The sequence below is a fragment of the Geobacter sp. 60473 genome, assembly GCF_036323535.1.
GTDB classification, from domain to species: domain Bacteria; phylum Desulfobacterota; class Desulfuromonadia; order Geobacterales; family Geobacteraceae; genus Geobacter; species Geobacter sulfurreducens.
The window spans coordinates 54,666-68,692 of the sequence record NZ_AP028967.1 but is presented as its reverse complement, the minus strand read 5'-3'; the positions used below and the strand labels follow the sequence as shown (position 1 = coordinate 68,692).

Here is a 14,027-nt window from a genome sequence, read left to right as displayed (position 1 = left end):
TCCGTGTCTCAGTGCCTGAAATGCCGCATGCCGGTGAATACCATCGCCATGCCGTGCTCGTCGGCGGCGGCGATCACCTCGGCGTCGCGCATGCTGCCGCCCGGCTGGATCACCGCGGTGATGCCCACGGCAGCCGCGTTGTCGATGCCGTCGCGGAAAGGGAAAAAGGCGTCGGACGCCATGACGGCCCCCTTCACCTCGAGCCCCGCGTGCTCGGCCTTGATGGCGGCGATGCGGGCGGAGTTGACCCGGCTCATCTGGCCGGCCCCCACGCCGATGGTCATATTGCCCTTGCCGTAGACAATGGCGTTGGACTTGACGAACTTGGCCACGCGCCAGGCAAAGAGCAGGTCCTTCATTTCCTGCTCGGTGGGCTGCCGCGTGGTCACGACCTTCAGCTCGGCGTACAGGTCGAGATCGGTATCCTGCACCAGGATGCCGCCATTCACCCGCTTCAGATCGAGGCGCGGCTGCTGCTTCTCCGGCCAGGTGCCGCACTCCAGGAGACGCACGTTCTTCTTGGCGGCAACAACTTCCGTGGCCTCCGGCGTGACTGTGGGAGCGATGATGACCTCCACGAACTGGCGGTCGCAGATTGCCCGCGCCGTGTCGGCGTCCAGTTCCCGGTTAAAGGCGATGATGCCCCCGAAGGCCGATTCGGGGTCGGTGGCATAGGCCCGGTCGTAGGCCTCCAGCAGCGTCCCGCCCACGGCCACGCCGCAGGGGTTGGCATGCTTCACGATGACGCAGGCGGGGCCTTCGGCGAACTGCTTCACGCACTCCAGGGCAGCGTCGGTATCGGCGATGTTGTTGTAGGAAAGCTCCTTGCCCTGGAGCTGGCGGGAAGTGGCAACGGACGCCTCCTTCACCTGGCGCTCAACATAAAAGGCGGCCCCCTGATGGGGGTTCTCGCCGTAGCGCATCTCCTGGGCCTTTCTGAACTGAAGCGTGACGGTGTCGGGATAGGCGGCGACCCCTTCGCCGGTCCGGGCGCCGAGCCAGTTGGAAATGGCGCCGTCATAGGCTGCGGTGTGCTGGTAGACTTTCACCGCCAGGCGGAAGTTGGTCTCCCGGGACACGGCGCCGCCGGATGCCTTCATCTCATCGAGAACCGGCCGATAGTCCACCGGATCCACGAGCACGGTCACGTCGGCGTTGTTCTTGGCCGCGGAGCGGAGCATGGTGGGACCGCCGATATCGATGTTCTCGATGGCATCTTCCAGGGTGCAGTCGGGCTTGGCCACGGTGGCCTCGAAGGGGTAGAGGTTCACCACCACCAGGTCGATGGGCTCGATGCCGTGCGCCTTCATGGTTGCCACATGGTCTGGGTTGGAGCGCATTCCCAGAAGGCCCCCGTGGACCTTGGGGTGAAGCGTCTTGACCCGGCCGTCGAGCATCTCCGGAAAGCCGGTAAAATCGGAGACGTCCTTGACCGCGAGTCCCGCGTCGCGGAGAAGCTTTGCGGTACCGCCGGTGGAGAGGATCTCCACGCCGTAGCCGGCCAGTTCCCGGGCGAAATCGAGGATGCCGGTCTTGTCCGAGACGCTGATGAGCGCACGTGTTATCTTTGCCATGGTTTACCCCTTTGACATGAGCTGAGATCACCACGGAGCTCCGTGGCGGATGTTAGCGAGACGGGAAGTCGATGTGCTTCAGAAAGTGTTTCTCAAAGGCAGGCGTACCCGAGAGGGGGATCACCCGGAGCGCCCGGGCCAGTCGATCAACGGCCTCGAACCCCTCCGGGGAGGTCAGTGCTCTTTCGACACCGGCCAGGGCACCCTCCCGGACGAAACGGGTCGTTTGTACCATCTTTTCCGTGAAAATTCCAATGAATTTTAGGCTCCGGGGTGAGAGAACCGCGCCGAAAGAGCCGGTCAGAACAACCTCTTCAATATCCTCACACCGGATGCTGGCCCGTTCGCACAGGACCTCCATGCCGGCGCGGATTGCCCCCTTGGCGAGCTGCACCTGGCGGATATCTTCCTGGGAGAGATAGATGGTCCGCGCCGCATCCCGATGAAGGATGAATGCTGGCTCCCCGCCCACCGTCCCCATGCGGGCGCCGACGGGTGACGCGATCTCTTCCGGCGGCAGAAGGCGGCCGGTGGAGTCCAGAAGCCCCACTTCCAGCAGGAGCGCAACCGTGTCCAGCACCGCAGAACCGCAAACACCGAGGGGCTGGCCGCCTCCGATCGTCGTGACGCGCACGCGGTCTCCATCCCGGACGATGCCATTCACGGCCCCCGGCAGGGCAGCCATGCCGCAGGCGAGCCCTCCCCCCTCGAAGGCGGGACCGGCGGCGGCCGACGTGCCCAGTAGCACATCACCGCACTGGAGAACCATCTCGCCATTGGTTCCCATGTCCAGAAACAGACGGGGACCAGGGCACGGGGCACACACATCGGGAACACCGAACAGGAAGGCTACCATGTCGCCGCCCACAAAGCCGCCCGGCAGCGGGAAGAGCGCGACCCGGCCGGACAGGTCCCACCCCAGGTCTGCCGCGGGAATATTCGTGGAGGTCGAGAACAGCGGACGGTAGGGGGGGTATGCCAGCCGGACCACGGGGAGCCCGAGCAGGAGGTGTTCCATGGCAGGGTTGCCGGCCACGGCCACCATGCGCAGGCGATCCCGTGCCTCGCCGGCGCTGTCGAGCAGACGGGCCGCGAGGCGGTACAACTCCTCCCTGACCAACGCGGCCATGCGTTGCAGCGCCTCACCGGAACGACAGGCGGCATCGAGCCGCGAGACCACGTCGGCGCCGAATTCCCGCTGGGGGTTCAGGGCCCCGGCGGACGCCAGCCTTTCTCCGGAGGACAGATCGATCAGCGAAGCGGCAAGGGTGGTGGTGCCCAGGTCAACGGCAATACCGAGGCCTGGATCAACGTTGGAGTCAGACGACGTCAACGGCGCACTCCCCGGCGGGGAGGACCTCCCCCACCTCCAGGGCAAACAGCCCCCGGTCGCCGGCCGCAGCGAGGAACCGGCCGGCGGAGGACGGAGACAAGGACAGGAGGAGCCCCCCCGATGTCTGGGGATCGAAGAGGGGAAGAAGCCGGTCGTCGTCGCTGCGGGGCGCACCGACAAAGGGTGCATAGTGATCCCTGTTGCGATAGCAGCCGGCCGGCACGAGCCCGTCGGCCACCAGGCCCATGACGCCGTCCAGCACCGGCACCTGTTCCAGGTGAAGACGCAGGGTCACTCCTGCCCCCCGAGCCACCTCGCAGGCGTGTCCGACCAGGCCGAAACCGGTCACGTCGGTACAGGCGGAGGCCCCGCACTCGAGCATGAGCCCCGCGGCTTCGGCGTTCAGCATGGTCATCCAGCGGATGGCTTCGGCCGTGAGCGCAGCCGGTGCCATGTCGGCCTTGATCGCCGTCGAGACGATGCCGGTGCCGAGCGGCTTGGTGAGCACCAGCCGGTCGCCGGCACGTGCAGTGGCATTGCGCACCACGCGCGACGGACTGATGAGTCCCGTCACGGCCAGGCCGTACTTGAGCTCGTCGTCCTCCACCGTATGGCCGCCCACGAGACAGGCCCCCGCCTCGCGCAGGGCGTCGTGCCCGCCGGCCAGAATGGCGGAAAGGACCGACCCCGGCAGCGCGCACGCCGGGAAGAAGACGAGGTTCATGGCCGTGACCGGCCGCCCGCCCATGGCAAAGACATCCGACAGGGCATTGGCCGCCGCGATCCGGCCGAAGGTGTAGGGATCATCCACCAGGGGGGTGATGATATCCACCGTCTCCACCAGGGCGAGCCCCTCCCCTATCCGGTACACCCCCGCGTCGTCGGCGGTTTCCGGCCCCACCAGCAGATTCGGATCACCGTCCCGAACCATGCCGCTCAGCGCTTGTTCCAGGCCCGCCGGGCCCAGCTTTGCCGCTCAGCCGGCTGCTTTGACGAGCGATGTCAGCTTGATGCCTTCGGTCATCGGAGTTTCCCTTCTCTCACCTGTGCCTGATCGACGGGTTGAGGTAGATGCGCGGCACCCGCTTGCTGATGCCGCAGAAAATTTCGTAGGGGATGGTACCGGCCCACTCGGCAAGTTCTTCGGCACGGACGCAGTTTCCCTCCCGGTCGCACCCCAGGAGCGTCACCTCGTCGCCAACGGTCACGCCGGAGACGTGGGTCACGTCGGCCATGATCCAGTCCATGCAGACGGTGCCCACGACCGGAGCGCGCCGGCCGCGCACGACAACCTCCCCGCGGTTGGTGAGAGAACGGCTGTAACCGTCGGCGTAGCCGACCGGAATACTGGCCACGAGTCGCCGGTCGGGGGCGGTGAAGCGGCGGGCGTAACTGATGCTTGTGCCCGGTTCCACCCACTTGAGCATGGCGATGGAGCTACGCAGGCGCATGATGGGCTTGAGCGCCATCTTCCCCTCGAAGTCGCCGGAAGGGAGCGCGCCGTAGAGGACGATTCCGGGCCGGACGAGGTTGCAGAACGGTAGGTCCATCCCGAAGGCTGCCGCGCTGTTGGCGATATGGACATAGCGCGGCTCGAACCCCTCGTGGCGGGCCGCCGCGACCGCCGCGGCAAACCGGCTCGCCTGGAGATCGGAGTAGCGCCGACCATCCTCGTCGAGTTCGTCGGCGGAGGCGAAGTGGGAGATGATCCCCTCCAGGTCCAGGTGCCTCAACTCCCGCAGGGCGCGAAAAAAGGCCGACGCCTCCTCGTGGGGGATGCCGAGGCGCCCCATGCCGGTATCGATCTTCGCATGGACCCTGGCCCGGCGATACAGGCGACCGGCCGCATCGTCCAGAACCCGCGCCTGCTCCAGGCTGAACAGGGCCGTGGACAGATTGAACCCGACACACTTGCGTTCCTGGCCGGGATAAACCCCTCCCAGGATCAGGACGGGACGATCGATGCCGCTCTTGCGCAGTTGAATTCCCTCGGCCAGAAAGGCAACGCCGAAGGCGGTCACGCCCATGGCCTCCAACTCGCGGGCGATATCCATGAAACCGTGACCGTAGGCGTCGGCCTTGACTACCGCCAGGATGCCGCACCCCCGGGGAATCGTACGGACGACAAGGTCGTAGTTGTGGCGAAGGGCGGCGAGATCGACTTCAGCAATGGTGGGCCGGCTGTCCATGCCCCTTTAGGTACCACTTCTCACCCCGCCTGTAAAGGATGAAAACCTGCGCCTTCACGCCCGGCAAATCCATGTTAATTCCGTTGACTTGTGGGGGATTATCGTTTAGCTTTGTTTACATCATAGTCTGCTGGGGGAGTTCCTGGGAACTGAGACGGGCCACGCCCGAACCCTTTGAACCTGATCCGGTTTATACCGGCGTAGGGAAGCGGCCAGAAACAATCATCCGTACGTCTTTTCTGGAACCGCGATTTTGCCGTCGCGGTTTTTTTTTGAGGAGATTTCCTTCCATGGCCTCTAACGGTCACACGCTTCGGCTCGTCATCAACCGGGACAAGCACGACTCGGTCATCCGGGGGCTCTACCTGGTGACCGACCACGACGACAACCTCATCACGCGCGTTGAGGCGGCCATCGACGGCGGCGCCCGGGTGGTCCAGTACCGCAACAAGAATCAGGACCGGGAGAGCCGGCTCGCCCTCGGTCTTGAGTTGCGGGAGCTGTGCCGCAGGCGGAGCATCCTCTTCATCGTGAACGACGATCTGGAGATGGCCGTGAGCCTCAAGGCCGACGGTCTCCACCTGGGCCAGGGGGACGGCGACCCCCGCGAAGCGCGACGCGTTCTCGGTCCCGGCAAGATCATCGGCGTGTCCACCCACACCCTGAGCGAAGCACTGGAGGCCCAGGCGGCCGGAGTGGACTACATCGGTCTCGGCGCCATGTTCCCCTCCCGGAGCAAGGAGGTCGAGCATGTGGCCGGACCGGAGCTGCTTGCGGCCATCCGGAACTCCATCAGCATCCCCATTGTCGCCATCGGCGGCATTACCCGCGATAACGGCGCCAGCGTCATCGACGCCGGTGCCGATGCCGTGGCAGTCATATCGGCAGTCCTGTCCCATCCCGACCCGGCCCTGGCGGCCACCGAGATAGCCCTGCTCTTCAACCGGCGCGCACCGCTTCCGCGCGGCTCCGTCCTTACCGTGGCCGGCAGCGATTCGGGGGGGGGCGCGGGCATCCAGGCAGATCTGAAAACCGTCACCCTGCTCGGTAGCTACGGTTCGTCGGTCCTCACGGCCCTGACAGCCCAGAACACCCGGGGGGTCAGCGGCATCCACGGCGTACCGCCGGCGTTCGTTGCCGACCAGCTCGACGCGGTCTTCTCCGACATTCCCGTGGATGTGGTCAAGACCGGCATGCTCTTCTCGGCGGAAACCACCGCCGCCATCGCCTCGAAGCTTGTCGAGTACCGGCGGCGAATGGTAGTGGTCGATCCCGTTATGGTGGCCAAGGGGGGGGCGAATCTGATCGACCGCGGAGCGGTAAGCGTGCTCAAGGAGCGGCTCTTTCCTCTCGCCTACCTGGTTACCCCCAACATACCCGAGGCCGAGCGGCTCACCGGCGCAAGCATCTCCGACGAAGAGTCGATGCGGGAGGCGGCCCGCCGCCTGCACCGGCTGGGGGCGCGCAACGTTCTCATCAAGGGCGGCCACCTGCTGGCCGGCGACTCGGTGGACATCCTCTTCGACGGGGCCGCCTTCCACCGCTTCGCCTCACCGCGAATCCTCTCGAAAAACACTCACGGCACCGGCTGTACCTTCTCCTCGGCCATTGCCGCCTATCTGGCCCAGGGCGACCCCCTGCGCGAAGCGATCGCTCGGGCCAAACGCTACATCACCGCTGCCATCCGCCTTGCCCAGCCCCTGGGACGCGGACACGGACCGGTCAACCATATCCTCGCCGCGGAGGACGTCAGGGACCGGTGATCGGGGACCGGCAGAAATCACCCGGATAACGACCAAGGAGTATCGACACATGGCTATGACGCAACTGGAATACGCCCGCAACGGTATCATCACCGACAAGATGAAAGAGGCCGCCCTGGCCGAAGGGGTATCGCCCGAATTCATCAGGGTGGGCATTGCCGACGGGACCATCATCATCTGCCACAACAACAAGCACCACAACGGCCGCCCCCTGGCCGTGGGCACAGGGCTGCGGACCAAGGTCAATGCGAACATCGGCACCTCCGCCGACGACACGGATATCACCAAGGAGCTTGAGAAGGCCCGGGTGGCGGTTCGCCACGGCGCCGACGCCATCATGGATCTTTCCACCGGCGGACCGGTGGACGAAATCCGCCGCGCGATCATCGCCGAGACCAATGCCTGCATCGGCAGCGTCCCCCTCTACCAGGCGGCCCTCGATGCGGTCAGAACCAAGAAAAAGGCCATCGTCGACATGACCGTGGACGATATCTTCGAGGGAATCATCAAGCATGCCGAGGACGGGGTCGACTTCATCACCGTCCACTGCGGCGTGACCCGCGCCACGGTCGAGCGCATGAAGAACGAGGGACGCATCATGGACGTGGTCTCCCGCGGCGGCGCCTTCACCGTGGAGTGGATGACCTACAACAACGCCGAAAACCCTCTCTTCGAGCACTTTGACCGGCTGCTCGACATCGTCAAGGCATATGACATGACCCTGTCGCTGGGGGACGGCTTCCGCCCCGGCTGCCTCGCGGATGCCACTGACCGGGCCCAGATCCACGAGTTGATCCTTCTGGGCGAGCTGACCCAGCGGGCCCAGGACGTGGGGGTTCAGGTCATGATCGAAGGCCCCGGGCACGTGCCCCTCAACCAGATCGAAGCGAACATTCTCCTCCAGAAGCGGCTCTGCCACGGCGCTCCCTTCTACGTCCTCGGGCCGCTGGTAACCGATATCGCTCCCGGCTACGACCACATCACCTGCGCCATTGGCGGCGCCATCGCCGCGGCGGCCGGGGCCGACTTCCTCTGCTACGTGACGCCGAGCGAGCATCTGCGACTGCCGAGCGTGGAAGACGTCCGCGAGGGGGTCATCGCCTCCCGCATCGCCGCCCATGCCGCCGATATCGCCAAAGGGGTCAAGGGGGCCATGGCCAAGGACATTGCCATGGCCAAATGCCGCAAGAAACTGGACTGGGAAGGGCAATTCGAACAGGCCCTCGACCCGGAAAAAGCCCGGCGCATGCGCGCCGAGTCGGGCGTGGCCGAGCACGGCGCCTGCACCATGTGCGGCGAGTTCTGCGCCTACAAGGTGATGGACGACGCCATGGAAAAACAGCGGACGGCAACCCTCTAGCGACCGGGATTACTTATTGACACCATCCGCCAGTTAGGTTAAATACTGATGTCTCTTCATTGCAGACGCTCCATTCCATGGCAGGCCGCCGGCTTCCGATGAAATGCAGCCGCCTGATCGGGGACATAACACAGTTAGCAGCACAGGCCACCGTAGCTCAGTCGGTAGAGCAGCTGATTCGTAATCAGCAGGTCGTCCGTTCAAGTCGGATCGGTGGCTCCAGTAATACAAATGGGGCTACGGCACGCGCCGCAGCCCCATTTGCGCTTTCCGGCCCGGACTCAGCCAATGCCGATGCGCCGCCCCGCCAAACATTTTACTGGAAATCGAGCAGCGGATATGTATAATTAGACCTTCCTCACCATCCGCAGCCCACCCCATCCTCCAGCAGTATCAGAAACGGACCGTTCGTCTTCCTTCCTGGCGGGATGAATCTCTTTATGCGGGTCATTGACGGAAGCGAACCAGCTCGAAAGGAGATCCCCGTGCGTTTGGACAGATGCATTCTCTTCGCGAGACAGGCCATGGCAGCAACGGCAGGCACCGCGTTGTTACTTGCAGCACCCGTGCAGGCAATGGTTTCGGCGCCCCCGCAGGATTACCTGACGGTGGAGGCACACGAGGCCTCTCCGGCCGAACGGACGCTCGCCCCCCTCTTCTCCCCCTCGTTCCAGTACCGGGATATTACGGTTACCACAGAGGGAGACCGCCGTCTCGTGACCATCACTTCAGACCGGGGAATTACCAGCAGAAACGTGCGCAAACTGAATGAAAGCCTGATTTCCCGGGGTATCAGCATCTACGGCGCCGCCTACTATGGCGACTTCGCATGGGATCGGACCATCCTGGACGCGGCAATCACCATGACGCGAAAGGTGGAAGGCGAACCGGATACCATTGAAATCTCCGACGGCACGGTCCGGGACATCAAGACCAACAAACCTCTTGTTCCGCTTACGGCGGCGGTTTATGAGCTTCACATCCCCGTGAGTACCGGTTTTGCCACCTCATGGAAAAAACAGCGAATCATTCCCGCCGTCGACATTCCCGCCCCTGAGCCGCGGACCGGCCGATTTCCAGGCTCCCGCGTGTTTCAGATCCGCGAAAATGAGGCTCTGCGGCGTAACGTGCTCTACGCGGTAAAGGGAGAACTGCGGGAGGTGGAACAATTCTTCGACCGGAAGCTCAAAGAGATTCACCGGACCGTGATCGTGGCCGGGGATGTTGAGGGGATGCCGGCGCCCGCCGAGGTTTTCGGCATCAAGACATCGGCACAGGTCATCGTTCTGTCGGGGTACTCTTACGTCAACAAGAAACTTGTCTCCACCGAGGTTACCCTGCGCCGCGCCGGCGACCCCAACCTCTCGGACTACATAGAGATTGAGGTGGTGGAGACTTCACCCGACGAGGGTTATTCCCAGACGGCGGGGTCCTGGCGGTAGTACGAACGCAACAATTTGTAGAGCCCCGGATGACGGGCCTTCAACTCGCCGGGCATCTCGAAAAAACTCTCGGTCGCCACTGCGAAAAATTCCGCAGGGCTTTCGGCCCCGTAGGGGTCGAGAAACGTCCAGCGGCCGGCTTCGTCATCGTCGATCAGGCGCCGGTATTCCTGTTCCAGGATTTCACGCCAGGGTGACTGCTCGGGTTCGTTGGGCAGAAAGCCGTCATAGTCGGTGAGCCGGTCCTCGTGATCAAGCTGGTGGGCGAATTCATGGAACACCACATTGAACCCGTCATCGGGTGACTGGGCGTCCAGCACCACATCCTTCCAGGAAAGAACAACGGTCCCCAACTCCCATGACTCGCCCACCCGGGGCTCGGGCCCCTCGGTGACCACCCCTCCCTCGTCCCAGCGCTGCCGCTGGCCGACGTATTCATCGGGATAGATGACGATCGATGAAAGGTGGGGGTAGTAATCGCCGGGTCGATGAAGAATGAGCAGGCAGGCAAGGGCGGCAACAGTGACCTTTATCTCGTCGGTTACCCTGATGCCGCCGCAGCCCTCGAAACTCTTTTCTGCCACGAATACCTGCACATGCCGCAACAGCTCCTGTCGGTCGTCTGCGCAAAGATGACCGTAGAACGGCACGTTGCGTTCAACGATTTCCAGCCACCGGGGTGGGAACCCGCCTCTCCGCAACCTTTTTCTCCGCCATCGCGCAAACAGGCCCATCAGCTCCGCCACCACCCACACAGACAAGCCATCGCGTCACCGGTTGCCACGAGGCTTAGACGCCGAAACAGGTTTCTTGCTGGAGCGAGGACGGTTGCGCTCCGTCGTCTCCAGCAGGGCCGCCCGCATGAGATCGACCCGATAGCCGGCCGTGCGCGCCATTGCCGTCAGGCGCGCCGCCTCGCGAGCACGCATCGCTGGGGTGCCGGCATGCCCGCCCGGTTGTTTCGAAACGGCGGCATCCCGGCCTGCGAGGGACAGAATCCACCCCACCAGGGTTTCGAACAGCTCCTGAACGAACCAGTCGACACCCCCGCTACGGTGGACGCCGAGAAGACGGGCTGCCCCGCGGTCGGCAAAAAGTCGCGCCAGGCAGCTGTCCAGCTCCTCTGGGGTGTCGAGGCGCTCCTCTCCCAGATCCAGGAGCATTTCGACCAGGAGGACAGCCCAATCCGCGCGCGACGCCTCAATGCCGCCGCTATCGCCTGCTGCGCAAAGGATGCCGGCCAGAGCGCGTCGCAGCCCCAGGGCCACAAACCATTCAGCGGAACGGGCGCGGTAGCCTTCAGCGCCGGCAAGTCGACCCGCTTCGCCGACAACCGCGAGGCAACCACGGATCAATTGGTCCAGCGAGGCGCCACCGGTAGCGGCACAGGTGCCGGGGCCATGCTCGTCCATCTCTCCCGGTCTGACTGCGCCCGGACTCACCCGCAGAGCCAACCGGGCCATGATCGTGTCAGCCACGGCCTCCGCCTCGCCTGACGCCCCTGTCTCCCGGGCCAGCTCCGTCAGGAACGCCATGAGCTTCTCACGGAACGCCGCCGTCACCTTCCGGCACGCCGCGGTCACCCTGCCGGGGGAGGAGAGGACGTCAAGCACCGCTGGTTCGTCCCAGAGGTCGATGAAACGCGCCACGAGCGTCCCATGGCGAACGAGCTTTACCTCCTCGTCGATGCTCGGCACCCCGCCTCCATTCAACCGATGGCAGAGGTGCCCCCAGGTTTCGAAATCGTCATCACGGATTTCTCTGAAATCGAGAAACACGTGGAACTCGTACGGCTCCAGGCAAACGAACAGCCCCTCCCTGCAAAGCTCGCGGCCGTTTCGCAGGTATTCGAGCCCCGCCGCGTGGTCGCGGAACGCGTAGTAGTGCCGGCCATCGTCGTAGAAGCCGAGGGCCGTCCCCAAGTCGATCTGAACGGGCGTAGTGTCGCCAGTTTCGGGGTTGGCGACCTTGGCGCATGAACTCCTGACCCAGCCGGAAGTGGCGGCAAACCGGTTGTGAAAGACAACGAGCGCCCGATCGTCTCCCCGGCGGTTGGAGTAGGCGAACACATCCTCGTTTACCGCTCCGTTCACGAAAAAGTCATAGAGCACGAAGTTGCCCGACCCGGAGAAAAGGGGACGGCGGCGCATGAGCGGGAATATCCACCGTTCGTGTCCGGACACCAAATGCTCGTCCACCGGCTCGTCCCAGTAGGCGCGCCGGTACTCCATGCCGTACTTCTCGTGGAATCCCTCAACCTGTCCGTGGCCGAGCATGGGAAGTCCCGGCATGGTGACCAGCAGCACCGCGGCACCGAAGTACTTTCCCTCCTTACCGAACTGCTCTACGGCGGTCCGCTCGTCGGGGTTGTTCATGAAGTTCACGAACCGCTGGAGAATACGGTGATCATAGGCCAGTACATTCTTGATGGTCTGGCGGTACTTGGCGTTCTCCTCCATCTTGAGCATGTTCATGAAGGCGCTGTTGTACACCCGATGCATGCCGAGGGTCCGGACGAAGTATCCCTCCATCAGCCAGAAAGCCTCGGCCAGCAGCAGGGTATCGGGCGCTTCGGCGGCAACCCGGTCCACCACCTGACGCCAGAACTCCTCGGGCATAGCGGAATCAAAAGCGGCCCTGGTCATGCCGTGCTCGGCCCGGGAAGGGACCCCGCTGTGACCCGGCTGGGGAAACCAGAGGCGCTGGTAGTGGCGCTTGGCCAGGGTCATGGCCGCGTCGAACCGGATAATGGGAAAGTTGTGGGCCACATGGAGAATGGTCCGGATCACCGCCTCGCGCACTTCCGGCTTGAGGTAGTCCAGTTGGGCCGTGTCGTTCCAGGGGGTGCTCGTGCCGTCGTTGCCGTGGTAAACGTAGCGGGTGGCCCCATCCCGATGATCGTACAGCTTGAAGACGACGGCGGCGTCGGTGCGGTCCCAGTAGCCGTCCTCGATGTGAACGCTCACCTCCGGCGAGCCGGAGAGATCGGGACCGGTGAAGCGATACGTGGGATAGGGGGGGTGGTCGAGCTGGATGAACCAGTCAGGGTGCTCCACGATCCACTTTGAGTAGATGCCGGTGTGGTTGGGGACCATGTCGCTGGCAAGGCGGATGCCGCGGCGCAACGCCCGTTCCTTCAGGTCGTGGAGCGCGTCCCATCCTCCCAGGTCGTCGGCAATCCGATAGTCGAAGAGTGAATACGCAGACGCGATGGCGTCGACGTTGCCGGAGCGGTGCTTGATGGCGCGCGAGGCGCTGGAGCGCTCCCATATGCCGATGAGCCAAAGTCCCGTGACGCCCCAACCGGCCAGCTTGTCGAGTTCCGCGTCGGGAACCTGGTCCAGGCGGGTGATCTCGCGGCCGTACCAACGGGACAACTGCCCGAGCCACACGTAGACCATCTTTGCAATGAGGACCACGTTCGGCATCCAGTCCACGTCGGGGGAGAACCGCTCGGGCTCCGGATAGTGGTCGTCAGGGCCGGCGGCCCCTGCCCCGGCCCCGGGTCCGAACCTGAGAACCTGCGGGGGCCCGGCGCCTCCCCAGTGTGCGCGGGTCTCTTCCTCAAGGATGCCAAAGGCGATGGCGAGATCCTCCACGAGCTCGGACGGCAGAAAGGCCCCCCAATGCTCCCGGACAAATGACAGTTGCCCCGTCAGGGAGTCGGGAGCCGCCTTGAGGGGGGCACGCAGCAGTTCGGGAAGGGGCAGGCCGAGTCCCGGCACGTGAGGAAACGCTCCAAACGTGCCCTCGACCGACTCCATAACGCGTCGGTAGGGAGAAACGGCTGCCAGCTCGCCGTCGTCAAACAGGTGGCGGAAGGTATCGATCGCACGGTTTTCCGACGCCACCCGCAGGAGCAGGAGCTCGGTCGCCACATGGCAACGCCGTTGATCGCGGTATGCGGCAACGTCCAGAAAGCGATCGGGGCTCTCTCCGCCAAGAAGCACCGCGGCAGGAGGGAAAAGTCCCACAAAGCTCCGCTCAACCGCCTCGACAGCATCTTCGCCGCAGACGGCCCCGGCCGCTCCCAGTGACGACAGAAGCGCTCCCGGCAGTCCCTTTTCATCGTAGAGGGCGACCATGCCGCGCAACGCCCGAAGCAAGAGCGTATAGAGGTTAAGGGCTCCGGCGGAGACCTGCCGCCCCTTCGCTTCAGAAGCGACATCAAGACGCTCTGCGATCCGGCGCAGGAACAGAATGCGCCCCCCTGATGGCGGAAGCCCCTTGGCTGCCGTTTCCAGGTCAAGACGTTGCCACGCCCGGCCGGACATGTGCAGTTCAAAGGGGAAATAGAGTTCTCTACGTTTCGTTCCGGTCATTACCACCTCGTGAAGCGCCTCGTTGCTCTTCCTGCCGCTCAGGC

At 64.2% G+C, this 14,027-nt stretch carries 9 protein-coding genes, 1 tRNA gene and 1 riboswitch; of the genes, 4 read left to right on the top strand and 6 right to left on the bottom strand.

Annotated features, from left to right (window positions below):
* Window positions 1-8: 8 nt before the first annotated feature.
* Genes purH through alr form a run of 4 tightly spaced genes read right to left on the bottom strand, consistent with a single transcriptional unit; the run spans window position 9 to window position 5,096 of the window.
* A complete protein-coding gene (gene purH, locus AABA48_RS00340) occupies window positions 9-1,574 on the bottom strand; it encodes a bifunctional phosphoribosylaminoimidazolecarboxamide formyltransferase/IMP cyclohydrolase (protein ID WP_286351614.1) in 1,566 nt (521 codons plus the stop codon).
* A 52-nt stretch (window positions 1,575-1,626) separates the two neighbouring features.
* Window positions 1,627-2,907 (bottom strand): ASKHA domain-containing protein, encoded by a 1,281-nt coding sequence (locus AABA48_RS00335; protein WP_286351613.1) that lies wholly within the window; start codon window positions 2,905-2,907, stop codon window positions 1,627-1,629.
* Window positions 2,894-3,931 carry a selenide, water dikinase SelD gene (gene selD / locus AABA48_RS00330; protein WP_286351612.1) on the bottom strand — a complete coding sequence of 346 codons (1,038 nt, stop codon included), beginning with the start codon at window positions 3,929-3,931 and terminating at the stop codon, window positions 2,894-2,896. The genes AABA48_RS00335 and selD overlap by 14 nt, the downstream gene beginning before the upstream one ends.
* Window positions 3,932-3,947: 16 nt before the next feature.
* Complete coding sequence (alr, locus tag AABA48_RS00325; RefSeq protein WP_286351611.1) at window positions 3,948-5,096, bottom strand: alanine racemase; 1,149 nt, start codon at window positions 5,094-5,096, stop codon at window positions 3,948-3,950.
* Window positions 5,097-5,218: 122 nt separating this feature from the next.
* A riboswitch (TPP riboswitch) is annotated at window positions 5,219-5,320 on the top strand.
* Window positions 5,321-5,386: 66 nt separating this feature from the next.
* On the opposite strand from alr, the gene thiD reads away from it, so the two are divergent.
* The 4 genes from thiD (at window position 5,387) to AABA48_RS00305 (ending at window position 9,661) form a co-directional block, all read left to right on the top strand.
* On the top strand, window positions 5,387-6,859 hold the full coding sequence (gene thiD / locus AABA48_RS00320; protein ID WP_338270765.1) for a bifunctional hydroxymethylpyrimidine kinase/phosphomethylpyrimidine kinase: 1,473 nt from the start codon (window positions 5,387-5,389) through the stop codon (window positions 6,857-6,859).
* Between the two features lie 49 nt (window positions 6,860-6,908).
* Window positions 6,909-8,219: a phosphomethylpyrimidine synthase ThiC gene (gene thiC, locus AABA48_RS00315; RefSeq protein ID WP_286351609.1), complete on the top strand. Its 1,311-nt coding sequence runs from the start codon at window positions 6,909-6,911 to the stop codon at window positions 8,217-8,219.
* 146 nt (window positions 8,220-8,365) lie between these two features.
* Window positions 8,366-8,441 (top strand) — tRNA-Thr (locus tag AABA48_RS00310).
* A gap of 263 nt (window positions 8,442-8,704) precedes the next feature.
* On the top strand, window positions 8,705-9,661 hold the full coding sequence (locus tag AABA48_RS00305) for a hypothetical protein (protein WP_286351602.1): 957 nt from the start codon (window positions 8,705-8,707) through the stop codon (window positions 9,659-9,661).
* Here the strand turns inward: AABA48_RS00305 and AABA48_RS00300 are convergent.
* Entirely contained in the window at window positions 9,631-10,362 is a 732-nt protein-coding gene (locus tag AABA48_RS00300) for a M90 family metallopeptidase (RefSeq protein WP_338270764.1), read from the bottom strand. The genes AABA48_RS00305 and AABA48_RS00300 overlap by 31 nt on opposite strands.
* Window positions 10,363-10,431: 69 nt before the next feature.
* Complete coding sequence (locus AABA48_RS00295) at window positions 10,432-13,983, bottom strand: alpha-amylase family glycosyl hydrolase (protein ID WP_434007045.1); 3,552 nt, start codon at window positions 13,981-13,983, stop codon at window positions 10,432-10,434.
* Window positions 13,984-14,027 lie beyond the last annotated feature (44 nt).